At 71.1% G+C, this 24,333-nt stretch carries 23 protein-coding genes; 16 read left to right on the forward strand and 7 right to left on the reverse strand.

Features of this window, described 5'->3' with window-relative positions:
* The coding region (locus EZJ19_RS01525) for a transglutaminase family protein (RefSeq protein WP_165873420.1) at positions 1-1,990 on the forward strand (1,990 nt) is incomplete at its 5' end.
* Positions 1,991-1,993: 3 nt separating this feature from the next.
* On the forward strand, positions 1,994-4,525 hold the full coding sequence (locus tag EZJ19_RS01530) for a glycogen/starch/alpha-glucan phosphorylase (RefSeq protein WP_131444543.1): 2,532 nt from the start codon (positions 1,994-1,996) through the stop codon (positions 4,523-4,525).
* A 7-nt stretch (positions 4,526-4,532) separates the two neighbouring features.
* On the opposite strand, the gene EZJ19_RS01535 is transcribed toward EZJ19_RS01530, so the two are convergent.
* The 4 genes from EZJ19_RS01535 to cbiM are packed head-to-tail and all read right to left on the reverse strand — an operon-like array spanning position 4,533 to position 7,655.
* Positions 4,533-4,841, reverse strand: a complete 309-nt coding sequence (locus EZJ19_RS01535; RefSeq protein WP_131444544.1) for a hypothetical protein — start codon at positions 4,839-4,841, stop codon at positions 4,533-4,535.
* 39 nt (positions 4,842-4,880) lie between these two features.
* The gene (locus tag EZJ19_RS01540; RefSeq protein ID WP_131444545.1) at positions 4,881-5,687 is read right to left on the reverse strand and encodes an energy-coupling factor ABC transporter ATP-binding protein; all 807 of its coding nucleotides are present in this window, start codon (positions 5,685-5,687) and stop codon (positions 4,881-4,883) included.
* Positions 5,688-5,695: 8 nt separating this feature from the next.
* A complete protein-coding gene (gene cbiQ, locus EZJ19_RS01545) occupies positions 5,696-6,544 on the reverse strand; it encodes a cobalt ECF transporter T component CbiQ (RefSeq protein ID WP_131444546.1) in 849 nt (282 codons plus the stop codon).
* Between the two features lie 13 nt (positions 6,545-6,557).
* The gene (gene cbiM / locus EZJ19_RS01550; RefSeq protein WP_131444547.1) at positions 6,558-7,655 is read right to left on the reverse strand and encodes a cobalt transporter CbiM; all 1,098 of its coding nucleotides are present in this window, start codon (positions 7,653-7,655) and stop codon (positions 6,558-6,560) included.
* 438 nt (positions 7,656-8,093) lie between these two features.
* Here cbiM and EZJ19_RS01555 point away from each other — a divergent pair, with 438 nt between their 5' ends.
* Genes EZJ19_RS01555 through EZJ19_RS01620 form a run of 14 tightly spaced genes read left to right on the forward strand, consistent with a single transcriptional unit; the run spans position 8,094 to position 19,549 of the window.
* A complete protein-coding gene (locus tag EZJ19_RS01555) occupies positions 8,094-8,618 on the forward strand; it encodes a Na+/H+ antiporter subunit E (protein WP_131444548.1) in 525 nt (174 codons plus the stop codon).
* Positions 8,615-8,887: an MrpF/PhaF family protein gene (locus EZJ19_RS01560; RefSeq protein WP_131444549.1), complete on the forward strand. Its 273-nt coding sequence runs from the start codon at positions 8,615-8,617 to the stop codon at positions 8,885-8,887. The genes EZJ19_RS01555 and EZJ19_RS01560 overlap by 4 nt, the downstream gene beginning before the upstream one ends.
* Positions 8,884-9,177 carry a monovalent cation/H(+) antiporter subunit G gene (mnhG, locus tag EZJ19_RS01565; protein ID WP_131444550.1) on the forward strand — a complete coding sequence of 98 codons (294 nt, stop codon included), beginning with the start codon at positions 8,884-8,886 and terminating at the stop codon, positions 9,175-9,177. Before EZJ19_RS01560 ends, mnhG begins: the two co-directional genes overlap by 4 nt.
* Positions 9,177-9,437, forward strand: a complete 261-nt coding sequence (locus EZJ19_RS01570) for a hydrogenase subunit MbhD domain-containing protein (protein ID WP_131444551.1) — start codon at positions 9,177-9,179, stop codon at positions 9,435-9,437. Before mnhG ends, EZJ19_RS01570 begins: the two co-directional genes overlap by 1 nt.
* On the forward strand, positions 9,430-10,098 hold the full coding sequence (locus tag EZJ19_RS01575; RefSeq protein WP_206199277.1) for an MnhB domain-containing protein: 669 nt from the start codon (positions 9,430-9,432) through the stop codon (positions 10,096-10,098). Before EZJ19_RS01570 ends, EZJ19_RS01575 begins: the two co-directional genes overlap by 8 nt.
* Before the next feature lie 7 nt (positions 10,099-10,105).
* The gene (locus EZJ19_RS01580; protein WP_206199278.1) at positions 10,106-10,567 is read left to right on the forward strand and encodes a sodium:proton antiporter; all 462 of its coding nucleotides are present in this window, start codon (positions 10,106-10,108) and stop codon (positions 10,565-10,567) included.
* Positions 10,564-12,009, forward strand: a complete 1,446-nt coding sequence (locus EZJ19_RS01585; RefSeq protein WP_131444553.1) for a complex I subunit 5 family protein — start codon at positions 10,564-10,566, stop codon at positions 12,007-12,009. Before EZJ19_RS01580 ends, EZJ19_RS01585 begins: the two co-directional genes overlap by 4 nt.
* Positions 12,006-13,853, forward strand: a complete 1,848-nt coding sequence (locus EZJ19_RS01590; RefSeq protein ID WP_206199279.1) for a proton-conducting transporter transmembrane domain-containing protein — start codon at positions 12,006-12,008, stop codon at positions 13,851-13,853. The genes EZJ19_RS01585 and EZJ19_RS01590 overlap by 4 nt, the downstream gene beginning before the upstream one ends.
* Entirely contained in the window at positions 13,850-14,749 is a 900-nt protein-coding gene (locus EZJ19_RS01595) for a respiratory chain complex I subunit 1 family protein (protein ID WP_131444554.1), read from the forward strand. Before EZJ19_RS01590 ends, EZJ19_RS01595 begins: the two co-directional genes overlap by 4 nt.
* Positions 14,750-14,769: 20 nt before the next feature.
* On the forward strand, positions 14,770-15,501 hold the full coding sequence (locus tag EZJ19_RS01600) for an NADH-quinone oxidoreductase subunit B (protein ID WP_131444555.1): 732 nt from the start codon (positions 14,770-14,772) through the stop codon (positions 15,499-15,501).
* Positions 15,498-16,076, forward strand: a complete 579-nt coding sequence (locus EZJ19_RS01605; protein ID WP_131444556.1) for an NADH-quinone oxidoreductase subunit C — start codon at positions 15,498-15,500, stop codon at positions 16,074-16,076. The genes EZJ19_RS01600 and EZJ19_RS01605 overlap by 4 nt, the downstream gene beginning before the upstream one ends.
* The gene (locus EZJ19_RS01610; protein WP_131444557.1) at positions 16,066-17,208 is read left to right on the forward strand and encodes an NADH-quinone oxidoreductase subunit D; all 1,143 of its coding nucleotides are present in this window, start codon (positions 16,066-16,068) and stop codon (positions 17,206-17,208) included. Before EZJ19_RS01605 ends, EZJ19_RS01610 begins: the two co-directional genes overlap by 11 nt.
* A complete protein-coding gene (locus EZJ19_RS01615; RefSeq protein WP_131444558.1) occupies positions 17,208-19,043 on the forward strand; it encodes an FAD-dependent oxidoreductase in 1,836 nt (611 codons plus the stop codon). Before EZJ19_RS01610 ends, EZJ19_RS01615 begins: the two co-directional genes overlap by 1 nt.
* Positions 19,040-19,549, forward strand: coding sequence for a ferritin family protein (locus tag EZJ19_RS01620; RefSeq protein WP_131444559.1), 510 nt, complete (start codon positions 19,040-19,042; stop codon positions 19,547-19,549). The genes EZJ19_RS01615 and EZJ19_RS01620 overlap by 4 nt, the downstream gene beginning before the upstream one ends.
* On the opposite strand, the gene EZJ19_RS01625 is transcribed toward EZJ19_RS01620, so the two are convergent.
* From EZJ19_RS01625 to EZJ19_RS01635, 3 genes are read right to left on the reverse strand one after another with little or no spacing between them, the layout of a single operon-like run.
* On the reverse strand, positions 19,546-23,451 hold the full coding sequence (locus tag EZJ19_RS01625; RefSeq protein ID WP_131444560.1) for a cobaltochelatase subunit CobN: 3,906 nt from the start codon (positions 23,449-23,451) through the stop codon (positions 19,546-19,548). The genes EZJ19_RS01620 and EZJ19_RS01625 overlap by 4 nt on opposite strands.
* On the reverse strand, positions 23,438-23,776 hold the full coding sequence (locus EZJ19_RS01630) for a DUF2149 domain-containing protein (RefSeq protein ID WP_131444561.1): 339 nt from the start codon (positions 23,774-23,776) through the stop codon (positions 23,438-23,440). The genes EZJ19_RS01625 and EZJ19_RS01630 overlap by 14 nt, the downstream gene beginning before the upstream one ends.
* The gene (locus EZJ19_RS01635; RefSeq protein ID WP_131444562.1) at positions 23,764-24,330 is read right to left on the reverse strand and encodes a MotA/TolQ/ExbB proton channel family protein; all 567 of its coding nucleotides are present in this window, start codon (positions 24,328-24,330) and stop codon (positions 23,764-23,766) included. Before EZJ19_RS01635 ends, EZJ19_RS01630 begins: the two co-directional genes overlap by 13 nt.
* Positions 24,331-24,333: the final 3 nt, after the last annotated feature.

Consider the following 24,333-nt stretch of genomic DNA (forward strand, 5'->3'; position numbering starts at 1 on the left):
GCTGCCGGACAACCTGGCGCTCGACCAGGTCGATCTCAAGGACGACCTGGAACGCCGGCGCCTGGCCAACGTGCTCTCGCGCGGCCTCGACACCCCGGCCGGCTACATCCTGCCGGTGGGCTGGAACTGGCAGGTGGGCTGCTGGTATTCGGCGCCCTGGCCGCTGCGCCGGGAACGCCTGTACCTGATCCCGGGCGATTCTCCGATCGGCCTGCGCCTGCCCCTGAATTCCCTGCCCTGGCAGGCCGAGGACGAGTTGGAGTGGGTCGGCGAGACCGATCCCTTCGAGCCGCGCCCACCCCTGCCGGATTTCCACGGCGAGGTGGCGGCCCGCTACAGCCACATCGAGCCGACCTTCGACGCCCATCCGGAAATCCGTCCGCAGCCGACCGCCGACCGGGCGCGCGGCGAGGTCAGCGTGCCCCATACCGCGGTCAGCATCGAGGTACGCGGCGGCTGCCTGCACGTCTTCCTGCCGCCGCTCGACCGCCTGGAGCACGCGCTCGACCTGATCGCCGCGGTCGAACAAAGCGCCGCCGCGCTCGCCCTGCCGGTCGCCGTCGAGGGCTATGCGCCGGCTTCCGACGGGCGCCTGGAAAAGCTGCTGGTCACCCCCGACCCGGGCGTCATCGAGGTCAACATCCACCCGGCCCGCACCTGGGACGAACTGGTCGCCCGCACCACGACGCTGTACGAGGAGGCGCGCCTGTCCCGCCTGGGTACCGAAAAGTTCATGCTCGACGGCCGCCATACCGGCACCGGCGGCGGCAACCACGTCACCCTCGGCGGCCCGACCCCGGCCGACAGTCCGTTCCTGCGCCGGCCCGACCTGCTCAAGAGCCTGGTCACCTACTGGCAGCACCACCCGTCGCTGTCCTATCTGTTCTCCGGCCTGTTCGTCGGCCCCACCAGCCAGGCCCCGCGCGTCGACGAAGGCAAGCCGGAGGCCATGTACGAACTGGAGATCGCCTTCTCCCAGGTGCCTTTCGGCGGCGCCGACCAGCCCTGGCTGGTCGACCGCCTGTTCCGTAACCTGCTCGCCGACCTGACCGGTAACACCCACCGCTCGGAGTTCTGCATCGACAAGCTGTATTCGCCGGACAGTTCCTCCGGACGCCAGGGCCTGCTCGAGTTCCGTGCCTTCGAGATGCCGCCGCACGCGCGCATGAGCCTGGCCCAGATGCTCCTGCTGCGCGCCCTGGTGGCGCGTTTCTGGAGCACCCCCTACGACAAGCCGCTGGTGCGCTGGGGTACCGAGCTGCACGATCGCTGGATGCTGCCGCATTACCTGTGGCAGGACCTCAAGGAGGTGGCCGAGGATCTGACCGAGGCCGGCTATCCCTTCCAGCTCGACTGGTTCGCGCCCTTCCTGGAATTCCGTTTCCCGCGCCACGGCACCTTCCGGGTCGGCGGCATCGAGGTCGAGCTGCGCGCCGCGATCGAGCCCTGGCCGGTGCTCGGCGAAGAGGCGACCCGGGCCGGCACCGCGCGCTTCGTCGACTCCTCGGTCGAGCGCCTGCAGATCACGGCCACCGGGCTGACCGACGGCCGCTACGCCCTCGCCTGCAACGGCCGCCGGGTGCCGCTCAAGAGCACCGGCCGGCACGGCGAATACGTCGCCGGCGTGCGCTACCGCGCCTGGCAGCCGCCTTCGGCCCTGCATCCGACCATCGCCCCGCACACGCCGCTGGTGTTCGACCTGATCGACTTGTGGAACAATCGCGCCCTCGCCGGCTGTACCTACCACGTCATGCACCCGGGTGGCCGCAATTACGAGCACTTCCCGGTCAATGCCAACGAGGCCGAGGCGCGCCGCCACATCCGCTTCCAGGACATGGGCTTCAACATCGGCCATTACGCCCCGCCACCCTGGGTGGGTACCGTATCGGGATTCGTCCCGGCCGGAACCTACGTCGGACCGATGGCGCCGCCCGCCGAGGAGGCTCCCGGCGAATATCCCTATACCCTGGACCTACGCCGAACCCGCTGAACGATGCCTACCCAACCGCCTACCGCCAACCCCGTCTGCGAGGACAACCGCACCGCCCTCACCAAGGGGGCGCTGAAGCGCGCTTTCCTGGACAACTTGTTCTACTTCCAGGGCAAGTTCCCCGCCCTCGCGACCCGCAACGACTACTACATGGCGCTCGCCTACACGGTACGCGACCGCCTGCTGCAGCGTTGGATCAGCACGGCGGAGGCCTACGCCGCCAGCCAGGCGCGCACGGTGGCCTACCTGTCGGCCGAATTCCTGCTCGGCCCGCACCTGGGCAACAACCTGCTCAACCTGGGCATCTACGACACGGCCCGCCAGGCCCTGCGCGAGCTCGGCCTGTCGTTCGAGGAGATTCTCGCCCAGGAGGAGGAACCCGGCCTCGGCAACGGCGGCCTGGGCCGCCTGGCGGCCTGCTTCCTGGACTCCATGGCAACCCTGGAGATTCCGTCCCTGGGCTACGGCATCCGCTATGAGTTCGGCATCTTCGCCCAGGACATCGTCGACGGCGGTCAGGTCGAGCTGACCGACAAGTGGCTGCGCTTCGGCAACCCGTGGGAGATTCCGCGCCCGGAGTGGGCGGTCGAGGTCCACCTGGGCGGCCACACCCACCATTTCGTCGACCGCGACGGCCGCCATCGCGCCCAATGGGTGCCCGCCATGACGGTCATGGGCACGCCTTACGACACCCCCATCCTGGGTTACCGCAACAACACCGCCAACACCCTGCGCCTGTGGCGCGCCGAGGCCCCCGAATCCTTCGACCTGACCACCTTCAACCGCGGCGACTACTGGGGCGCCGTGAACAAGAAGGTGATCTCGGAGAACATCACCAAGGTCCTGTACCCGAACGACGAGCAGATCCAGGGCAAGGAACTGCGCCTGCAGCAGCAGTACTTCTTCGTCGCCTGCTCGCTCAAGGACATGATGCGCATCATGCGCAACCAGGGCATCCCGCTCGAGAAGTTCCACCAGAAGTTCGCCGTCCAGCTCAACGACACCCACCCGGCCGTCGCCATCGCCGAGCTGATGCGCATTCTGATCGACGAGCAGGACATGGAGTGGGACCGGGCCTGGAGCATCACCCGCAACACCTTCGCCTACACCAACCACACCCTGCTCCCGGAGGCCCTCGAGCAGTGGCCGGTGCATCTGTTCGGCCGCGTCCTGCCGCGTCACATGGAACTCATCATGGAGATCAACGCGCGCTTCCTGGACGAGGTCCGCATCCGTTTCCTGGGCGACCACGACCGCCTGGCGCGCATGTCGCTGATCAACGAGCACGGCGAGCGCTACGTGCGCATGGCCAACCTGGCCTGCGTCGGCAGCCAGGCGATCAACGGCGTCGCCGCCCTGCACACCGAGCTGCTCAAGCAGGACGTCCTGGCCGACTTCTACGCCTTCGCGCCCAAGAAGTTCAGCAACAAGACCAACGGCGTCACGCCGCGCCGCTTCGTGGCCCTGGCCAACCCGCGCCTCGCGCGCCTGCTCGACCGCACCATCGGTGACGGCTGGGTGCGCGACCTGGACCGCCTGCGCGGCCTCGAGACCTATGCCGACGACGCCGCCTTCCGGAGCGAGTGGCGCTACATCAAGCGCGCGGTCAAGGAGGATTTCGCCGGCTTCGCGCGCCGCCGCCTGGGCGTCGCCATCGACCCCAACAGCCTGTTCGACGTCCAGGTCAAGCGCATCCACGAGTACAAGCGCCAGCACCTCAACGTCCTGCACATCGTCGCCCTCTACCACCGGATCAAGAACGATCCCAACGTCACCATCACGCCGCGCACCTTCATCTTCGGCGGCAAGGCCGCGCCCGGCTACCACATGGCCAAGCTGATGATCCGCCTGATCACCGCGGTGGGCGACACGATCAACCGCGACCCGGACGTGCGCGACCTGCTGAAGGTGGTGTTCCTGCCCAACTTCAACGTCGGCGCCGGGCAATGGGTGTATCCGGCCGCCGAGCTGTCCGAGCAGATATCGACCGCCGGCAAGGAGGCCTCGGGCACCGGCAACATGAAGTTCATGATGAACGGCGCGCTCACCATCGGCACCCTGGACGGCGCCAACATCGAGATCCGCGAAGAGGCCGGGCCGGAGAACTTCTTCCTGTTCGGCCTCACCACCGAGGAGGTGCAGGCCATGCAGCGGCAGGGCTACCGGCCGCCGGACTGGTATCACGCCAATCCCGAGCTGAAGGCGGTGCTCGACCTGATCCGCGACGGCCACTTCTGCCGCGGCGACCGTCACCTGTTCCAGCCCCTGGTCGACCACCTCATCAACCACGACCCCTACATGCTGCTGGCCGACTTCCAGAGCTACGTCGACTGCCAGGCCGACGTCGGCGAGGCCTACCGCGACAAGGAACGCTGGTCGCGCATGGCGATCCTGAACGTCGCCCGGAGCGGCAAGTTCTCCTCCGACCGTACCATCCGCGACTATTGCCGGGACATCTGGCGGGTCGAGCCGAAGTCGGTGCAGCTGTCCTCGCGCAACGACCTGCGCCTGGACCTCGGCAAGCAGGGCGCCTGACCGCCGCCTAGTCGGCCAGGGCGGCGAGGAAGCGCCCGCGCGCCGCCGCCAGGGCCGGCCCGGCCTCGGCACCGGCCAGGCCCAGGCATTCGGCGTGATAGCGCTCGAAAGCCGCCAGGACCGTCGCCTCCGCCAACTTCCTTGCCGCACGCGCCGGCGCCCGCTCGCCGGCGCCGTCGAGCGGGTTCAGCACGGCGTGGCGCGGGATCATGCGCTGGGCGCCGGTCTCCGACGCGGCGGCGATCGGGCCGGTCTTGACGTAGGTCTTGCCCTCGTACTCGAAGCGGGCCCCGACGGGCAGGTGCTGGAATTTCATGGTCGCGTCCGGGCAACGTGAAGGACCGCCATTCTAGGCCTAGCCGAGCCGCGCGCGGTGCAGGTGGTGGTGCAGGTGGCTGTGCTGGCCGTCGTGGCTGTGCCGATGGGCGTGGATGAGGCCGGTACGGCGCAACAGCTCGACGTCGTACAGGATGTCCGCCGGCGCCCCCTCGGCGACCAGGCGGCCGTGCTGCATGACCAGGCAGACGTCGGCGACGTCCTCGACGATGTCGATGTCGTGGGTGGCCAGGACCATGGTCTTGGCGCCGCCGCCCCAGCCGATCATGGTCTCGATCAACTGGCTCTGGCTCTCCGGGTCGAGCGAGGCGGTCGGCTCGTCGAGCAGAAGCACCTCGGGGTCGAGGATGAGCACCGAGGCCAGGGCCACCTTCTTCTTCTCGCCGCCGGACAGCCGGTGCGGCGGCCGGTCCTTGAGGTGGCCGATGCCCATGTGCGCGAGCATGGCGTGCACCGCGTCGAGGATGCGCGCGCGCGGCCACTTCAGCTGCAGCGGCCCGAAGGCCAGTTCGTCGAACACGGTGGCGTTGAACAATTGCACGTCGGGATTCTGGAACACCATGCCGACCCGGCGCCGGAAGGCGAAGGCATCCGCCTCCTCGGCCAGCGCCGCCTCGTCGAGGCGGGCGCCGAACGCCCGCACCTCGCCCGCTTCCGGGAAATACAGGGCGTCGAGGACACGCAGCAGGGTCGACTTGCCGGACCCGTTGGCGCCCAGCAGGGCGACCCGGCGGCCGTGGCCGATGCGCAGGGACAGGCCGTCCAGGGCGGTGACGCCCTGATAGCGGAAGGTGACGTCGCGGACTTCGAAGGCGGGTTCGGTCATGGCGGTGCTCAGTAGGCCGCCGCCAGGGCCGCGGCGAGGGCGCCCGCCATGATCGCCAAGGCCGCCCAGTCCGCGGCCGTGAGCTCGAACTCGGCCAGGCTGGCATGTTCGCCGCGGTAGCCGCGCGAACGCATGGCCAGGAACACCTCGTCGGCCAGATGCATGCTCCGGCTCAGCAGGGCGCCCGCCCCTGACACCACCAGGCGGCGCTGCTCGGCCCCGGACAGGTCGCCGACCTGGCGGCTCTGGCGCGCGGCGAACAGTTCGTGGGCGTTGAGCAGGAGCAGAAAGACGTAGCGGTAGGTCATGCCCAGGATGACGATCAGCACGCTCGGCAGGCCGAGCGTGCGCAAGGCCTTGAGCAGGTGCGGCCAGGGCGTCGCCAGGATCAGCAGGGCGGCGAAGCTGGCCGCCGCCAGGGCCCGGCCGACCAGGAAGGCGGCGCTGGCCAGGCCCTGGGCGGTGATCGCCCAGCCCAGCCCGGGCAGCCGGGCGACGGCCTCGCCCGGCACCAGGAACAGGGCCGGCAGGGCCAGTATGCCGGTGAACAGCAGCACGCTCAGCCAGATGCCGCGCGCCAGGAGGCCGACCGGGATGTGCGACAGCCGGGCCAGTAGGGCGGCCAGGAGGAGCAGGCCATAGACCACCGCCAGGCTGTGCGCCGCCACCGTGGCGCCGATCAGGGCCAGGATGGCGAACAGGCGCACGCGCGGGTCGAAACGCTGCAGCAGACCCGGGCGCCGGGCCAGCCCCTCGGCCACGAGGGCGTGTTCGAGCACCGCCAGGAGGTCCCCGGCCATGCGCTCGAGGAAGCCCGCCCGCCGGTGGCGGTGGCCGACGAAGGACTGCTCCGGCACCGGCCCGCGCCGTTCAGGAGCGGACCGGCTGGCCGCGCGCCCGGCCGACCAGCCAGGCGGCGACCAGCCAGAGCAGGATCACCAGCCCGGTGCCGAGCATGGCGGAGAGGACGTAGCCGGCCCCGCTGGGCAGGAACGGCACCTCGTAGTCGGGTATCGGCGAGCGCCAGAGCGTCGCCAGCGATGCCAGGCCGCGCGGCGCCTCTGCCGGCGGCGCCTGGTCCGCCGAGGCCAGAGCGATCTCCTGGCGCATGGCCGGGTCGCCGAAGTCCTCGCTGCCCCATTCGCCCCAGGCCACCCCGGTGGCGACCAGGCCGAGCGGGGTGAACACCATGAGCAGGGCCAGGATGGCCCAGAGCCGGCGCGCCCCGGACCAGCCGGTTGCCGCCAACACCGGCTCCGGCACGGCGACCGGCCCGGCCGCGGCGGCGGCCGGCGCGCTCAGGCGCAACAGGCCGGGATCGCTGCGTTGCAGGTAGGACAGCAGGCCGGCGCTGACCACCGCCTCGGCGATGCCGGCGATGCCCAGGTGGCCGATCATCATGGCCGGGACGGCGATGGCGAGGGGATAGGGCGCGTACAGCGGGGTGCCGTCGGCATCGTGGAACCACAGGGGCTGCACGCCGAACTCGACCGCGGTGAGCAGGGCGGCGGCGTTGAGGCCGAGGTAGCCGGCCAGGCCGGCGGCGAACACCCGGCGCGGGGCGTCGAGCGGCGCGCGGCCGGCCGCCAGGCGGTAGACCGCGTAGGCGACGCCGACCCCGACCACGCCCATGTTCAGGCAGTTGGCGGCCAGCGTGCTGATGCCGCCGTCGCCGAAGAACACGGCCTGGATGAGCAGGGCGATGGAGATCGCCAGCATGCCCGCCCACGGCCCCAGCACCACGGCCGCGATGCCCAGGCCGACCGCGTGGCCGGTGGTGCCGCCGGGCAGCGGCAGGTTGAACATCATGATCACGAACGAGAAGGCCGAGAAGACCGCCAGGAGCGGCACCATGCGGCTGTTCAACTGGCGGTCGACCTTCTTCAGGGCCAGATACCAGAACGGCAGCGTGACCACGTAGGCCGCGACGCAGGTGGCGGGACTCAGGTATCCATCCGGTATGTGCATAGGGGCTTCTCCTCGATGCGGGACCGGCGGCTCCCGGCCGGCGGCGCGCGATTCGTCCGGAATTGTAGCCGCGGTTATGACAAACGGTTCATTTTTCTTATAATGCCGACCCTTTCCCGTTTCGGCGCGTGGCGAGGAAAACCCGGCGGCCGCATCTTGGGGCACCGGTGACTCAGCCTGGTGCGCGCCGCACGGTCCGTAACGCGGCTGTCACCTGCGCTTGGCATCATCCGGCCGCACCCCGAGACGTCCCGCCTGGCCTGTTGGCCAAGCGCCCGAGTAAATATAACCATTTGATTATCCTGCCTCGACCAACCCGCACCCGGCTCCCCGCCGGCACCGCACGACCCCTTGCCGGCGCCTGCGCCGGCCTTCCTGCCCGGCACCTGGCCCGGGACGTGCTTAGTGAAACCCGACCCACCGCGAAAGGACGCCTTGGTGACTAGCAACCCGGCATTCCGCGCCGCCCCGGCGCGGGCGTACGTGATTGGCTTCGGCACCTGCCTGCTGGCCTGGATACTGCTCACCGGCACCTTGGCGGCCAGCGAACTGGCGGCCGGCGCGCTGGTCGCCCTGGTCGCCACGGCGGCCGCCGGCAGCCGCCTGACCCTGCTCGGCGGCCTGCGCCTGAGCCCGGCCGCCCCCCTGCACCTGGTGCGCTACCTGGGCTACTTCCTGGTCCAGCTCACCCTGTCCAACTTCGACATGGCCCGGCGCATCCTCTCGCCCAGCCTGCCGCTCGACCCCGGCATGGTCGAGGTGCACACCGGCCTGCGCTCCGAACTCGGCCGCATGCTCCTGGCCAACAGCATCACGCTGACGCCCGGCACCCTGACGGTCGACGTCGACGACGACCGCCTGCTCATCCACTGGATCGACCGCGCCGGCGGCACCGACATGGAGGCCGCGACGCGCGCCATCGCCGCCGGTTTCGAACAACGCATCCGAGGCTTCCTGTCATGATGCCCGAGCTGAATCCCCTCGAGTGGCTGGTCCTCGCGATCCTCGCCGCGGCCCTGGCGCTCGCCTTCCTGCGCCTGAGCAGCGGGCCGGCCGCACCCGACCGGCTGGTTGCCGCCGACACCCTGGGCGTGGTCGCCACCGCCGGCCTGGCCCTGGTCGCCTGGTTGCTGGGCAGCGCCCTGTATCTGGACGTCGCCCTGGTCTACGGCGTCCTCAGCTTCGTCGGCGTGGTGGCCCTGGCACGCGCCATCGAGGGGGCCCGGTCATGAGACTGCTCGCCGACCTGTTCCTGCTCGCCGGTGCCCTGCTCTGCCTGCTCGCCGCCGTCGGCCTGCTGCGCATGCCCGACGTCTACAACCGCATCCAGGCCGCCACCAAGGCCTCGACCCTCGGCTCGGTATTCATCCTGGTCGGGGTCGGCCTGCTCGAGCCCGGCTGGTGGGCGAAGCTGGTGGCGATCATCGGCTTCATCCTGTTCACCAGCCCGGTCGGTTCCTCCACCCTGGCGCGCGCCTTCCACCGCGCCGGCGTCGCCGTCTGGCAGAAGGGGCAATCCTGATGGCCTGGCTCGTCCTCCTGCTGGTGGTGCTCATGCTGGGTGCCGCCGTCCTGGTCCTGCTCCTCGACAATCTGGTCGCCGCGGTGGCCGCCGCCTCGGTGGTATCGCTGCTGCTGTCGGTGCTGTTCGCCCTCCTGGCCGCCCCCGACGTCGCCCTGACCGAGGCGGCCGTCGGTGCCGGCCTGTCCGGGGCGGTGCTCGCCCTCGGCCTGCGCCGGCTCGGCCTGGCCGGCATCAAGGCGGAGGATGACCATGCATAGGATCGCCACCCTGCTGTTCGCGCTCGGCCTCGGCGTCCTCCTGCTCGGCCTGGCCGCCCAGCTGCCCCTCGGCGCCACGCCCATGGCGATCGGCAACGAGATCCTGGCCCGTGCCCCGGGCGAGATCGGCGCCGCCAACATCGTCACCTCGGTGGTCCTGGCCTACCGCGGCATCGATACCCTGGGCGAACTGGCCATCCTGTTCGCCGCCGCCACGGCGGCCGGCCTGGTGCTCGGCCACGCCGGCAGCCGGAGCCGCAACGGCGAGGCCGGCTTCATCCTGCGCACCGGCTCGGACCTGCTCTTCCCGCTCCTGCTCACGGTCGGCTTCTACATCGTCCTGCACGGCCACCTGACCCCGGGCGGCGGTTTCCAGGGCGGCGTCGTGCTCGCCGCGGCGTTCTTCGCCTCCTTCCTGGCGCGGCCGTCGCACCGGCCCGGCCACGGCGTCATCAGCCTGATCGAGGGCCTGGCCGGGGCCGCCTTCATCGGCATCGGCCTGGCCGCCCTGGCCGGCGGCGGCGCCTTCCTGCAACCGCTGCTCGACCGCGGCATGCTGGGCGAGCTGGTCTCGGCCGGCAGCCTGCCCCTGCTCTATCTCGCCGTCGGCCTCAAGGTCGGCGCGGAACTGGCCGGCCTGCTGGCCCAACTGGCTGAATGAGGCCCGGATGGACATGACCTTCGCCCCCGACCCGCTCGCCCTGCTCGTCATCGGTGCCCTCGGCCTGATCGTCGTCGGCGCCGCCGGCCTGGCCTTCGGCCGCCACCTGTTCCGCCTGGTCCTGGCCCTCGGCCTGGCCGAGGCGGGCGCCAACCTGCTCCTGGTCATCGCCGGCTACCGCTGGGATGCCGTGGCGCCGATCCTGACCGGGAGCGCCCCGGCCGCCATGGTCGACCCGGTGCCCCAGGCCCTGGTGCTCACCGCCATCGTCATCGGGGTCGGCGTGCAGGCCCTGGCCGTGGCCCTGCTGGTCCGGGTCAAGCTGGCCTACGGCACCCTCGACCTGGCCGAGCTCAAGGCCCTGGTCGAACGCGACATCCGCGCCGCCGCCGGCATCGGCGAGCCGGACAGCGCCCAGGCGCCGGCCACCCTGCCGGGCCCGGCCGGCCTGATCGGGGAACGGCCATGAACGCCCTCGTCCTGCCCGTCGTCCTGCCCCTGCTGACCGCCTTCCTGCTCCAGCCGGCCGGCCGCCTGTCCGCGGCCCTGGCGCGCTGGGCCGGCCCGGCCGTGCTGCTGGTATGCGCCGGATTGCTGGTCCAGATCGCCCTGCTGACCGGCGGCGAACCGGTCACCGCCGCGATCGGCGGCTTCGCGCCGCCGGTCGGCATCGTCTTCTACGCCGACGCCCTGGCCCTGCTCATGGCCATCGCCGTGCCGGTCTCCGCCCTGCTCCTGTGGCCGCGCGCCGAGGCCGGCGAGGCCGGCGTCCGGCAGAGCGCCCTGATGCTCCTCCTGGTCGGTTCCGGCACCGGCATGGCGCTGTCCGGCGACCTGTTCAACCTGTACGTCTTCTACGAGCTGCTCACGGTCGCCTCGTTCGGCCTGGCCAGCGCCACCGGCACCGGGCGCGCCTACGTCGCCACGGTCCGCTACGTCCTGGTGAGCGGCTTCGGCTCCCTCATCGCCCTGGCCGGCATCGCCCTGCTGTACGCCCAGACCGGCAGCCTGAACCTGGCCCAGCTGGCCGACCTGGCGCCCGAGCGCCTGGCCAACCCGCTCGGCCTGGCCGCCTTCGCCTGCCTGCTGATCGGGTTCGGCGTCAAGGCGGAGCTGTTCCCGGTCAACAACTGGGTGCCCGACCTGTATGCCTGCGCGGGCAAACCGATCTCCGCGCTGCTCGCCGGCGTGGTGTCGAAGCTCGCGGTCCTGGTCCTCCTGCGCCTGACGGTGCTGGTGTTCGACAGCCCGGAAGCGCGCGAGATGCTCATGGTCCTCGGCCTGGCCGGCCTGGTCACCGGCGAACTGGCGGCCTGGCGCGCGCGCGACCTGCCGCGCCTGCTCGCCTATTCGTCGATCGGCCAGCTCGGCCTCCTGTTCGTCGCCCTCTCCCTGCCCGGGCCGGCCGGCCTGGCCGCGGCGCTCGCCGTCGCCCTGCACCACCTGCTCGTGAAGCCGGCCCTGTTCATGCTCGCCGAACGCTGGCACGGCAGCCTCGACAAGCTGGCCGGGGCGGGCCGGGCCAGCCCGCTGGCGGCCGGCCTGTTCACCCTGTTCGCCCTGTCCCTGGTCGGCGTGCCGCCCCTGCCCGGCTTCTGGGCCAAGCTCCTCGTGCTGCTCGAGCTGGCCCGTGGCGCCGGTCCGTTCGACCTCACGGCGCTGGCCCTGGTCCTGGCGGTCACGGTGGTCGAGGCCCACTACCTGTTCCGCCTGGTCGGCATCCTGTACAGCCCGGGCGAGTTCCGCGACCGCCACAGCCCGCGCGCGCTCGCCGTCGCCGGCCTGGGCGGGGCCGTCCTGGTCGCCGCCATGCTGACCCTGCCGGCCGTGTCCGACGCCCTGGCCGGACTCGCCAGCCAGGCCGCCGACACGGCGGCCTATCGGACACTGACCCTGGGAGGCGGCCTGTGACACCCCTGGATACCCTCTACCTGGCCTCCGCGGCCACCCTGGCGGCCATGCTGGTCCTGGGCGACTGGCGCCGCGCCGGCGTCCTGGCCACCCTCATGTACGGCGTCCAGCTGGCCCTGCTGTTCACCATGCAGCGCACCGGCTCGACCAGCTTCGACCTGTCCGCGCTCGGCTTCGAGCTGAGCTGGCGCTTCGACGCCCTGTCCTGGTTCTTCGCCGTGGTCACCCTGGGCACGGCGTTCTTCGCCAGCTGGTACGGCGCCGGGGAATGGCTGCGCGCCTACACCGGCCGGCGCCGCCTGTTCCAGTCCGCCCTCGCCGCCAACGTCTTCGCCATGCTGCTGCTGCTCGGCAGCGGCGACCTGCTGACCCTGTTCGTCGGCTGGGAGGCCACCTCCTGGGCCGGCTTCCTGCTCATGGCCCTGGCCGGCGGCCTCGCCCGCGACGCGGCGCTGCGCTACCTGGTCTACGCCATGGCCGGGGCGATGGCCCTGCTGGGTGCCCTGGTGGTCCTGTTCCAGGCCGGCGGCTCGTTCAGCTACGAGGCCGCGCGGGCGACCCTGGCGGCGATGGCGCCGGGTCCGCTCTGGGCCCTGATCATCCTGTTCGGCCTCGGTTTCGGCGCCAAGCTGGCCCTGCTGCCCCTGCACCTCTGGCAGGCCGCGGCCTATTCCGAGACCCCGGCGCCCGGCTCCGTGTTCCTGGGCGGCGTCGTCGGCCGCATGGGCCTGTTCGCCCTCGCCCTGGTCCTGGTCGGCCTGATCGGCATCCCGCACCTGCAGGCCCTGGCGGTGCCGTTCACCTTCCTGACCGCCCAGGACGTGGTCGCCTGGGTCGCCGCCCTGACCGTGGTGCTGCCCACCTACACCGCCCTGAAGCAGAACGACGCCCGCTACCTGCTGGCCTGGCACGGCATCGGCCAGGGCGGCTACATGCTGCTCGGCCTGATCGTCGGCAGCGCGCTCGGCTCGGCCGGCGGCCTCCTGCACGTGATCAACTACGCCGCCACCCAGGCGACCCTGCTGATGGTGGTGTTCGGCGTTCGCCACCGGGTCGGCCACACCGACCTGAACCGCCTGGGCGGCCTGGTCGCGCGCATGCCGCTGTCCTTCCTGGCCCTGCTCCTGGGCATCATCAGCCTGGCCGGGCTGCCGCCCATGAGCGGCTTCGTGTCCAAGTGGATGGTCTATTCCTCGCTCATCCAGGACGGCCGGCCGTTCCTGTTCCTGGCCGCCATCGTCGGCACCCTGGGCACCATCCTGTCGGTCTACAAGCTGATCCACAACCTGTTCCTGGGCCAGCTGCGCGCCGAGCACGAGCAGCTCAACGAGGCCCCCCTGTCCATGCTGATCCCCATGCTCGCCACCGCCACCCTGGCCTTCGTCACCGGCGTGGCGCCCGGGCTGGTGCTCGGCTGGGTCGCCGATGCCCAGGCCGCCATCGGCCTGCCGGTCATCGACTACACCCTGGGCGGCATCGCCAGCCCGCGCGCCAGCCTGGACATGCTATGGGTGGTCGGCGTCATGTTTGCCGGCTTCGGCGTCGGTGCCCTGCTGTTCTACGGCGCCGGCGGCAAGACCCACCGCGTCCACCAGCTCGACAACTATGCCGGCGGCCACTTCCTCGATGCCGGCATGCGCTACCACTACAGCGACAATTTCTACGCCGGCCTGATGCACCTGATCGGCGGCTGGTACCGGGGCAGCTTCCACTGGCTGGAGGGCGCCATCGGCTCCGGCCTCAGCCTGGTCGCCCAGGGTGCCGGCGGCTGGTACCGGGCCATCAACCCGGCCTTCTACCTGCTGGCGGCGAGCGTCGCCCTGATCGCCTGGGTGGCCCTATGAACGTCGCATCCCTGCTCGTCGAACTGGTCCTCATGCCGCTGGTGGCCTTCGTGGTCGGCCTGGCCATGGTGCTCATGATGCGGCGCATCGCCGCGCGCCTGCAGCGCCGAGTCGGCCCGCCCTTCTTCCAGCCGCTGTTCGACATCGTCAAGCTGTACGGCAAGCACACGCAGACCTCGCACGGCCTGGTGCACGACCTCGGCATCGTCATGGCGGTGGGCGGCTACATCGCCGCCGAGACCATGCTGCCGGTCCCGGGCATGACCGGCATCGCCGACAAGGGCGGCCTGGTGGTGCTCGCCTACGTCATGATGGTGCCGTCGCTGGGCCTCGCCCTCGGCGTCGGCCAGTGCGCCAACCCGAACGGCTCCATCGGCATCAGCCGCGCCCTCACCGCCATGCTGGCCTACGACGTGCCCTTCATCATCGTCATCTTCGGGGTCGCCTTCCACTTCGGCAGCAGCAACCTGATCACCATCGCCGCCGCCCAGCAGGCGGCCGGCATCGCCGGCTGGGGCGTCAGCCAGATGCCGCTCCTGGCCCTGGCCGGCCTGTTCGCCCTGCACGGCATGCTGGGCAAGCAGCCGTTCGAGATCTACGTCGCCCCGGCCGAGATCGCCACCGGCCCCATGGTCGAGATGAGCGGCAAGCACATGGGCGGCCTGTTCGTCATGCAGTGCTTCCAGCTCTACACCGCCGCCGTGCTCTACGTCACCCTGTTCCTGGGCGGCGGCGAGAACTGGCTGAGCTTCCTGGCCAAGAGCTTCGCGGTCCTGGCCGTGCCGGTCAGCCTCGCCTACCTGTTCCCGCGCTACCGCACCGAGGACCTCGTGCGCCTGATGTGGAAGTGGCCGACCATGATCGGCCTGCTCGGCCTCGCCTTCCTCATGCATTGACGCCGTACCGGAGCGACACCATGACCTCACTGTCCGACATCCCCGTCATCCAGACCCCGCCCGAGGCCCCCGCGCGCGGCGGCAACCCGCTCGCCAACGTGTTCGACGACTTCATCCGCTACTGCCGGTCGCGCTCCCTGTTCATGCTGCACTACTGCACCGGCTGCGGCGCCATCGAGCTGCCGCCGGCGATGACCTCGCGCTTCGACATGGAGCGCATCGGCATCCAGCCCATGGTGACGCCGCGCCAGGCCGACATCCTGCTGGTGACCGGCTACGTCTCGGTGAAGACCCTGAAGCGCATCATCCTGACCTACGAACAGATGGCCTCGCCCAAGTACGTCATCGGCATCTGCTCCTGCACGGTGAACGGCGGCATGTACTGGCAGAGCTACGCCACCGCCAAGAAGCTCAACGACTACCTGCCGGTGGATCTCTACATCGCCGGCTGCATGCCCCGGCCGGAGGCGGTCATCGAGGGCCTGAAGGCGCTGCGCGACAACATCGAGGCCGGCACGTCGGACAACTGGAAGGACTACTACCAGCGCTACGACCACTACCTGGGCAACCAGCAGCGCCTGTTCGGCGCCGACTGGCAGACGCCCACCGAGGTGATCGCCGAGGCCAAGCACTACGGCCTGTTCGGCCCCGACACCCTGGGCGAGCACACGCGCCGCCTGGAAGACCACCGCAAGCCGCTGGAGCCCCTGCGCATGACCCTCAACGCCGGCCGCCTGGAGCACATGGAATGACTACCGACATCGGACAGTGGCTGGGCCACCTGATCGGCCAGGTCGAGGGTGTCCAGCACCGCGGCCGGCATGCCCGCCGGCAGCGCCTCGACGTCGCCCCGGACGCCCTGCCCGCCCTGCTCGAACTGCTCCAGGGCAAGGGCTCCTTCGTGCACCTGTCGGCGATCTCCTGCGTCGACTGGCCCGAGGACGGCCAGTTCGAGCTGGTCTACCACGTCTGGTCCTACGAGCTGAAGACCCTGGTCTCCGCGCACATCCGCATCCCGCGTGAGCCGGGCCGCTACCTGTCGGTGTACGACATCTACAAGCCGGCCGCCTTCTTCGAGCGCGACATCCACGAGATGTACGGCGTCTTCTTCGAGGGCAGCCCGTCGATGGAAAAATTCATCCTGACCGAATGGGACGGACCGCCGCCGATGCGCAAGGAATTCGATTCCGAGAACTGGGTGAACGACCACTTCGACTGGCAGGACTACCACCCGGACTGGCTCAACGACATCGAGAGCCGGGGCGGCGGCATCGCCATCCGCCCGGACGAACAGCGTTTCAGCCGGAAGGCCAAGCATGAGAGCTGAGAACTACCAGTCCCGGGCCCAGCCGCCCAGCCACGAATACGAGCTGAACTTCGGCCCCAACCACCCCGGCATCGAGGGCAACTACGCGCTCAAGGTGCGCCTGCACGGCGACACCGTGATCGACGCCAAGGCGGACGGCGGCTACCTGCACCGCGGCTTCGAGAAGCTCATGGAGCAGCGCCTGTGGATCCAGAACATCGCCCTCGTGCCGCGCATCTGCGTGCCCGACCCGGCGCCCATGGAACTGGCCTACTCGATGGCGGTGGAGACCCTGTGCGGCCTCGAGGTGCCGGCCCGGGCGCAATGGCTGCGCGTGCTCCAGATGGAGCTGTCGCGGGTGGCCGCGCACCTGTTCACCTTCGGCGGCCACGCCGCCACCACCGGCATGTACAGCACCATGTTCTGGGGCGTCGCCGACCGCGACCTGATCCTGGACCTGTTCGAGGAGCTGACCGGCGGCCGCGTCTACCACATCTACAACCTGCCCGGCGGCGTCCGCCGCGACGTCCCGGACGGCTTCCTGGACCGGGTCAGCGCGACCCTGGACTACCTGGAATCGCGCCTGGCCGACTACGACAACCTGTTCTTCACCAACCAGGTGTTCATCACCCGCGCCCGCGGCATCGGCCCGATGAGCCAGCAGCAGGCCCTGGAACTGGGCGTCACCGGGCCCAACCTGCGCGCCACCGGCCTCGCCTTCGACGTGCGTCGCGACGACCCCTACCTGGTCTACGACCAGATCGAGTTCGACATCCCGACCGAGACGGCCGGCGACGCCTGGGCGCGCACCCTGGTCCGGCGCGCCGAGCTGAAGGAGAGCATCCGCATCCTGCGCCAGGTGGTCGCCCGCCTGCCCGGCATCCCCGGCCCGATCCGCGCCCCCATCCCCAACCCGCTGGCCTGGAACGTGCCGGCCGGCGAGTACTACTCGCGGGTCGAATCGTCCAAGGGCGAGCTGGCCTGGTACGTCGTCTCCACGGGCGGCGCCAAGCCCTGGCGCACGCACATCCGCGGCCCCTCGGCCATGCACGCCGTCCAGGTGCTGGAGACCCTGGTCCAGGGCTGCCGCCTGGAAGACGTCGCCCAGATCATGTTCTCCCTCGACGCCTGCCCGCCGGAGGTCGACCGCTGATGAGTGACATCGATTACAAGGCCAAGGGCAGCATCCTCAACCCGCTGCGCACGCTCTCCTTCTTCGCCCGCAAGCCGGTCACCATGCCGCTGGCGCCCCGCGTCGCCGCCGAGCGTTACCGCGGCTTCCACCTGAACGACTGGGACAAGTGCGTCGGCTGCTCGACCTGCCAGAAGGTGTGCGACAACGCCGCGATCACCATGGTGCGCGTGCCCGGCCTGCCCAACGACCCGGTCAAGGGCGTGCGCGACATGCGCCCGGCCATCGACTACGGCCGCTGCTGCTGGTGCGCGCTCTGCGTCGACCTGTGCCCGACCGGCTCGATCACCCTGTCGCGCGAGTACGTGCACACCTGCACCGACGACCAGTTGTCGAGCTACTTCATCCTGCCCGACCCCAAGGGCATACACGGCCAGTTCCTCGGCCAGGGCTGGCGCAAGGAGGCCGACAACGACCTGGTCGACCACGCCCGCCAGGCGATGGGCGAGATGACCCCGGCGGCGCGCATCGGCAACTTCGCCGAGATGGTCAACGGCTACGACCGCCAGCAGGCCATCCTGGAGGCCTCGCGCTGCGTCCAATGCGGCATGTGCCACGATGCCTGCCCGACCCACATGCACGCGCCGGAGTACATCCGCGCCATCTGGCAGGACGACGTCGAGGAGGCGGTGCGCCAGATCTACCGCACCAACCCGTTCGCCCACACCTGCGGCCGGGTGTGCACGCACAAGTGCGAGGACGCCTGCTCGATCGGCCATACCGGCGAGCCGATCGCCATCCGCTGGCTGAAGCGCTACGCCATGGACAGCCTGGCGCCGGAACGGGTCGCCGCCATCGTCGCCGAGCAGGGCAAGGCGGCCCCGAGCGGGCGCCGGGTCGCCATCGTCGGCGCCGGCCCGGCCGGCCTCACGGCCGCCTTCGACCTGGCCATGGCCGGCCACCGGGTGATCGTCTACGAGGCCCTGGCCCAGGCCGGCGGCATGACCCGCTACGGCATCCCGGACTATCGCCTGCCCCAGGCCATGCTCGACCGCGACGTCGCGGTCATCACCGGCCTCGGCGTCGAGATCCGCTACGGCGTCCGCATCGGGACCGACGTCAGCATGGCCGAGCTGCGCCGCGACCACGACGCCGTCCTGCTCGCCATCGGCCTGCAGTACGGCCGTTCCACCCGCATCCCGGGCAGCGAGCATGCGGACGTCTACCGGGCCGTCGACCTCCTGCGCGAAGTCTCCGCCGGCAATCCGCTCGACGTCCCGAAGCAGGTACTGGTGATCGGCGGCGGCAACGTGGCGATGGACATCGCCCGTTCCCTGGCCCGGTTGCAGAAGATCCGCTACGGCGAGGTCGGCGTCACCGTCACCGCCCTGCAGGCCCTGGGCGAGTTCCCGGCCGACCGCGAGGAGATCGTCGAGGCGGGCGAGGAGGACATCGTCATCCTGCCCTCCCGCGGTCCCCAGAACGTCGCCATCGAGGACGGCAAGGTGATCGGCCTGCGCACCGCGGCGGTGGTCTCCCTGCGCGACGCGGAAGGCCGCTTCGCGCCCACCTACGACCTCGACGACGTCCAGTTCCACCCCGGCTCCTGGGTGATCGAGGCGATCGGCCAGCTTAGCGACGCGGAGGCGGTCCTGGGCAGCGAGGTCAGCGAGCAGGTGGAATGGCGGCGCGGCCGCCTCGCCACCGATGCCAACGGCCGCACCTCGGCGCCCTGGCTGTGGACCGCCGGCGACGTGGCGAACGGGCCGGACGTGGTGCATGCGGTCGCCGACGGCCACCGCGTGGCGGCCGACATGCACCGGTTTCTCAACACCCTTGCCGAGGTCATGGCATGAGCGAACACGAAGGCACGTCCAGCGGCGTCGAACGCCTGCGGGCGACCAAGACCCTCAAGGAGATCCTCGACGTGGCGACCTCCTTCGAGGCCACCGCGCGCGACTTCTACACCGCCCTGGTCCCCAAGGTGGGCAAGAACCTGCGCTGGCTGGTCGAGGACCTGGCCAAGGAGGAAGCCGGCCACTACACCTTGTTCTCGGGCCTGGCGGCCCGGCCGGACCTGGAACGCCTGCTCCAGGCCGAGGTGGCGACGCCGGCCAGCGACCGGCGTTTCTCGGACGCCGTGCTGCAGCCCGACCTGGGCGAACGTCCGGACGACCAGGCCATCCTGCAATACGCCCTGGCGCGCGAGCACACCGCCATGGAGCAGTACCGCGCCCTCGCCGAGAACACCGAACCGGGGCCGTTCAAGGAACTGTTCGAGTACTTGGCGAACGAGGAAACCAAGCACAAGAACGAGCTCGAACGGCTCTACTACGAGACCGTGCACAGCGGCGGCGTCTAGGTCTCGGCGCTCTCCCGGCGTGCGCGCCAGCGCCGGCCCTGCCAGCCGGCCAGCATGGCCAGGCCGAGCAGCGCGCCGGCCCAGCCGGCCGCCTGCGGGCGTGCCAGGCCGCCGGTCCGCTGCGTCGTCTCGGTCATCTCCATCCCGCTGACCCGCGCCTTGCCCGGCGCCGCCACCGCCTGGCGGCGGCCCGGCTCCGCCGCGGTCGGCCGCGCCGGTGCGGGCGCGACCAGGGCCGGTGCCGGCATGGCGGCCGCGGCGCGGCCGGCCGCGGCGTCCTGGGCCCGGGCCTGGGCAGTCACCTCCGGGCTGGAACAGGTGTCCGGCGTGCAGGCCACGCCGGCCTCGGCGATCGCCTCCCGGTTGGCCCGTTCCAGGGCCGCGACCGTGGCCGGGTCGGCCTGCCAGTAGCCCTTGCGCACGGCCGCCAGCATGCGGTCCACCATGGCCTGGTAGGCGAGCAGGTTGCCGGCGGCGCGGAACTTGTCCCGGATGCCGAGCCGGTAGCGGTCGGCCACGTAGGTCTCGTACATCTCCTGCCAGCGGCTGGCGTCGACCTTGTCCGGAGTGGCCACGGTCCAGCCCCACAGGTGTTCCACCACCTTGTCGACGAAGCGGGCGCCGGCGTAGCCCTCCTTGAGCATCGCCTCGATCCAGGCCGGGTTCAGGTAGCGGGCGCGCATCTCGCGGCCCATGTATTTTTCCAGGGTCTCGTGCCGGATCGCGCGCGGGTCGGCCATGTTGGCGACCAGGACCTCCGGGGTGGCGCCGTTGACCTGGCGGATGGCCATCGCGGTGCCGCCCAGGTACTGGTAGAAATCGTCGTTGTCGAGGCTGGCGTAGAGGTTCGACGAGCGGCTGTGGATGGCCGCCTCGGCGTCCTTGAGGGCCAGCTTCAGGAGGTCGACGCCGAGCCCCGGGGCGACGTCGCCGCCGGCCTCCGGGGTCAGCGCCTTGCCGCCCCACCAGCCCTGGCCGTAGGGATGGCTCATGCGCATGAAGTAGACGTCGGCGACCTGCCTCTCGTCCTGCCAGGTGTTGGAGAGCGGGATGACCTTGTCCAGGTTGGTGCCGTAGGCCCCGGACGGCACCGAGAACAGGCGCACCGCGGCCAGGCGTTCCGCCTCGGCGGCGGCCACCCCGCGCGCGACCAGGGCGGCCCGGGTGCGGCGGTCGTGTTCGGGGATCGGGTTGTCCGCCTCCGGGCTGGCGCGCGCCGCCTGGGCGGCCTGGTCGAGGCGGCGCATGAGGGGCGAGAAGAGGTCGCGGTATAGGCCCGAAGGCACCACGGTGACGTCGACGCGCGGCCGCTGCAGCTCGGCGCGCGGGATGGCCGCCACGCCGGCGACCCGGCCGCGCCCGTCCCAGACCGGGCGCACGCCCCACAGGGCCATGATCTCGCCCTCCATGACGCCTTCGTGGCGCGACGACTCGACCCCCCACAGGTTGAACACCAGGCGCTTGGGCCAGGTGCCGTGGCGGCGCCGCCAGTCGGCCAGGAGCTCCTCGGCCAGACGGGCGCCCACCGCGTAGCTGGCCGGCGACGGCATGCGCGAGGGGTCGAAGCCGTACAGGTCGCGCCCGGTCGGCAGGGCGTCCGGGTTGCGGATCGGGTCGTTGCCCGGGCCGGCGGCGACGTAGCGGCCGGCCAGGCCGGCCATCAAGGCGTCCAGTTCGGCCCCGGCGCTGGTCGCCAGCAGTTCGCTCAGCTCGGCCGTGCGGCGGGCCCGCTCGGCCGGCGCCAGGTCGGGTTCCATGGCCAGGATGGCCTCGGCCGTGGCGCGCCGGCGCTCGGCCGGCTGCGCCACGCCGAGGGTGTGCAGGCCGAACGGGCTGAGCTTCTCGCCGACCTCCTTGATGTAGTGCTCGATCGCCTCGATGCCGGCGTCGTCCAGCTCGGCCAGGCCGAGGTCGGCGAGAAGGCCCATGCGCCGGGCCCGGGCGGCGATCTCGTCGCGCAGCGTGGCGGCGGCCAGCCCGCCCTTGCCCTTGGCGACGGCGTAGTCGGAGATCAGGCCGTTGAGTTCCTTGAGTTCGGGACTGAGGCCGGCGCGGTCGAACGGCGGCGTCAGGTGCGAGACGATCGTGGCCATGCCGCGCCGCTTCGCCTGCAGGGCCTCGCCGATGTCGTCCATGATGTAGGGATAGAGCTGCGGCACGGCGCCGACGAACACCTCGCCCGGGTCGCCGGCGGTGTAGCCAACCTCCTTGCCGGGGTGCCATTCGTGGGTGGCGTGGGTACCGACGTGGACCATGGCGTCGACCCCGGCGACGTCCTGCAGCCACAGGTAGAAGGCCAGGTACTGGTGGTGCGGCGGCACCGTGACGTCGTGGTACAGCTTCTTGACGTCCTGCTCCCAGCCCCGGCTGGGCTGGGGCGCGAACACCAGGTTGCCCCAGCGCCGGGCCGGGAACAGGAAATAGGGCACGCCGCGGGCGTCGCGCCAGACCGACACCTTGGACGCCTCGGGCCGGCCCCAGGCCGCCAGCATGGCGTCGCGCAGTTCCGGGGCCAGGCGGTCGAAGCGCTTGCGGTATTCCGCCACCGGCCAGAGCACGGCGCCGCCGGCGCGCGCCAGGGCCTCGATGGCGCCCGGCGCCCAGTTGCCGATGTTGCCGCCCTGGTCGCGGATGGTCTCGAACAGGGCGTTCTCGTCAGCCGGCGCGGCGCCGGTCCAGTAGCCCTCCCGGCGCATCCGTTCGAGTATCTGCCAGAGCGAGCGCGGCAGCACGTTCAGGTAGGAGGCGCCGATGTTCTCCTTGCCGGGCGGGTAGTTGTAGTAGATCACGGCGACCTTCCGGGCCGGGGCCGGGGCGCTGCGCAGGTGCACCCAGCGGGCGGCCCGCTCGGCCAGGCGTTCGACCCGCTCCGGGATGGGCGTCTCGACCACCGTGTCGAGACCGGTCTCCGGGTCGTGCGCCCGCTCCTTGCTGGCCACCACGGTGGGCGCCACGGCGCCGGCGAATTCGGCGCCGGCCACCTGCCAGGCGCGCTCGACGATGTCCAGCCCGGTCGGCGAGGCCTGCCACTCGGCCCGGCTCTGGCTGCCCAGGGCGATGGCGTTGAGCACCGGGGCGCCGAGCCGGCTCAGTACCGGCACGACCCGGTCCGGGCTGGTGCCGATCTTGAGGCCGAGGGCGACCACGGCGTCGACCCGGGGCCGGCCGTCCGGGTCGAAGAAATACCTCTCCACCGCCGCCTCGTTCGGGTAGCCGTACACCGGCAGGACGTTGAGGCCGCGCCGCGCCAGGGCGGCGGCGATGGCGCGCACCGTGGCGGTCTGCCCGGACAGGGCGTTGCTGCGGTAGAACAGGATACCCACCCAGCGCGCCCCCGGCCGGGCGCGGTACAGCTTGCGGAAGGCGTCGTAGTCCGCGCTGACGGTGCCGCTGGCCGGCTCGAAGCAGGCGATCTCGGGCATCGGCGCCGGGGCCGGCGGCCGCTTGCCGAGGCGCAGGTCGCGCGCCAGGGCCAGGCGTACCAGGTTGGCGACGTTGTCCGGGCCGCCGGCCTGCATGTAGGCGCGCAGGCCCTCGTCCAGGGTCAGGCCCAGGTCGGCGAAGTCGGCGTCCCAGGTGCGTCCGACCGCGTAGGCGCGGCCGCCGCGTGCCGCCACGGCGCGCAGTTCGGGCGCCAGTTGCAGGGCGACCTGGCGGCCGACCGTCTGGACGACGACCAGGCGCGAGCGGCGCAGGCGCGCCAGGTCGGCCTCGGCCAGGCCGGTGTTGCCGTAGACGGCGAACTCGACCCCGCGCAGGCCGGCGTCGGCGCGCAGCTGGCGCACCGCCGCCACGGCGGTCTGGGAATCGAGGTCGCCCAGCACCAGGCTGACCAGCGGCCCGGCCAGGGCCGGTCCGGCGAACAGCCAGAGGAGGACGGCGAGCAGGCTATTCCGGGACATAGACCACGCGGCCGTCGCCCAGCCGGTAGGCGGTGCCCAGCTTCTCGCCCTGGCCGGACAGCTTGCGGTCGGTCACCTTGGTGACCTTGATCTCGCTGCCCTTCTTGGTGATCACCTCCAGGTTGCCGGCGCTGTCCTTGCGGGTCAGGGTCACCTCGGCATTGGGGTTGACCAGGTCGATCATGTTGTAGGCCATGAACAGGGCGATCATCATCGAGACGATGAACACCACGGAGGCGTCGAACAGGTTGGCCACGCCGGAGATCGGGTCCTCCAGGGCCTCCGGGCCGTTGTCGAAGCGGCGGTGCCGTCTCAGGTAGCGCATGAGCCCTCCTGGCCGTCGGCGTGTTCGCGCGCCGCCACCTCGGTGAGGTATTCCATCTCGCGGATGTCGGCGCGCAGCCACTTCTCGCGCACCAGGGCGATCAGGTAGGCGGCGACGCCGCAGCCGAGGCCGGCCACGGTGGCCGTGAAGGCGGTCACCATGCTGCCCGCCATCTTCGGGATGTTGCCCTCGGCCAGGGCGGCCAGGGAGATGCCCATGGGGATCAGGGTGCCCATCAGGCCCAGGGCCGGGCCGACCTTGACCACGAAGCGGATGCGGTCGAGGCGGCGCGTGGCGGCCAGTTCCTCGCCTTGCAGCAGGCGTTCCAGGCGGGCGTCCAGGTGCGGCTCGGCGGCCGCCAGCTCCTCGCCCAGGCGGGCCCGGTAGCGCGCCAGGGCGGGGGCCGGCCGGCGCCGCTCCCAGGCCTCGTGGCAAAGGCCGCCGAACGACAGGGCGACGTGGAAGACCAGCAGCGAGACCGCACCGATGACCGGCAGGTAGAGCGCGCTGGCGACCTGGAACAGGAACTGCTCGATCAGGCTGACGAGGTTCATGGC

Origin of the sequence: Parasulfuritortus cantonensis, assembly GCF_004337445.1 — a bacterium.
GTDB lineage: Bacteria > Pseudomonadota > Gammaproteobacteria > Burkholderiales > Thiobacillaceae > Parasulfuritortus > Parasulfuritortus cantonensis.

Bases quoted from the DNA above. Each gene is read 5' to 3' on its own strand.
- EZJ19_RS01600 (WP_131444555.1), top strand. From the start codon at position 14,770: ATGACCTCACTGTCCGACATCCCCGTCATCCAGACCCCGCCCGAGGCC.
- EZJ19_RS01610 (WP_131444557.1), top strand. From the start codon at position 16,066: ATGAGAGCTGAGAACTACCAGTCCCGGGCCCAGCCGCCCAGCCACGAA.
- cbiM (WP_131444547.1), bottom strand. From the start codon at position 7,655: ATGCACATACCGGATGGATACCTGAGTCCCGCCACCTGCGTCGCGGCC.
- EZJ19_RS01580 (WP_206199278.1), top strand. From the start codon at position 10,106: ATGGACATGACCTTCGCCCCCGACCCGCTCGCCCTGCTCGTCATCGGT.
- EZJ19_RS01595 (WP_131444554.1), top strand. From the start codon at position 13,850: ATGAACGTCGCATCCCTGCTCGTCGAACTGGTCCTCATGCCGCTGGTG.
- EZJ19_RS01620 (WP_131444559.1), top strand. From the start codon at position 19,040: ATGAGCGAACACGAAGGCACGTCCAGCGGCGTCGAACGCCTGCGGGCG.
- EZJ19_RS01625 (WP_131444560.1), bottom strand. From the start codon at position 23,451: ATGTCCCGGAATAGCCTGCTCGCCGTCCTCCTCTGGCTGTTCGCCGGA.
- EZJ19_RS01570 (WP_131444551.1), top strand. From the start codon at position 9,177: ATGGCCTGGCTCGTCCTCCTGCTGGTGGTGCTCATGCTGGGTGCCGCC.
- EZJ19_RS01585 (WP_131444553.1), top strand. From the start codon at position 10,564: ATGAACGCCCTCGTCCTGCCCGTCGTCCTGCCCCTGCTGACCGCCTTC.
- EZJ19_RS01535 (WP_131444544.1), bottom strand. From the start codon at position 4,841: ATGAAATTCCAGCACCTGCCCGTCGGGGCCCGCTTCGAGTACGAGGGC.
- mnhG (WP_131444550.1), top strand. From the start codon at position 8,884: ATGAGACTGCTCGCCGACCTGTTCCTGCTCGCCGGTGCCCTGCTCTGC.
- EZJ19_RS01615 (WP_131444558.1), top strand. From the start codon at position 17,208: ATGAGTGACATCGATTACAAGGCCAAGGGCAGCATCCTCAACCCGCTG.
- EZJ19_RS01635 (WP_131444562.1), bottom strand. From the start codon at position 24,330: ATGAACCTCGTCAGCCTGATCGAGCAGTTCCTGTTCCAGGTCGCCAGC.
- EZJ19_RS01560 (WP_131444549.1), top strand. From the start codon at position 8,615: ATGATGCCCGAGCTGAATCCCCTCGAGTGGCTGGTCCTCGCGATCCTC.
- EZJ19_RS01540 (WP_131444545.1), bottom strand. From the start codon at position 5,687: ATGACCGAACCCGCCTTCGAAGTCCGCGACGTCACCTTCCGCTATCAG.
- EZJ19_RS01530 (WP_131444543.1), top strand. From the start codon at position 1,994: ATGCCTACCCAACCGCCTACCGCCAACCCCGTCTGCGAGGACAACCGC.
- EZJ19_RS01630 (WP_131444561.1), bottom strand. From the start codon at position 23,776: ATGCGCTACCTGAGACGGCACCGCCGCTTCGACAACGGCCCGGAGGCC.
- EZJ19_RS01605 (WP_131444556.1), top strand. From the start codon at position 15,498: ATGACTACCGACATCGGACAGTGGCTGGGCCACCTGATCGGCCAGGTC.
- EZJ19_RS01575 (WP_206199277.1), top strand. From the start codon at position 9,430: ATGCATAGGATCGCCACCCTGCTGTTCGCGCTCGGCCTCGGCGTCCTC.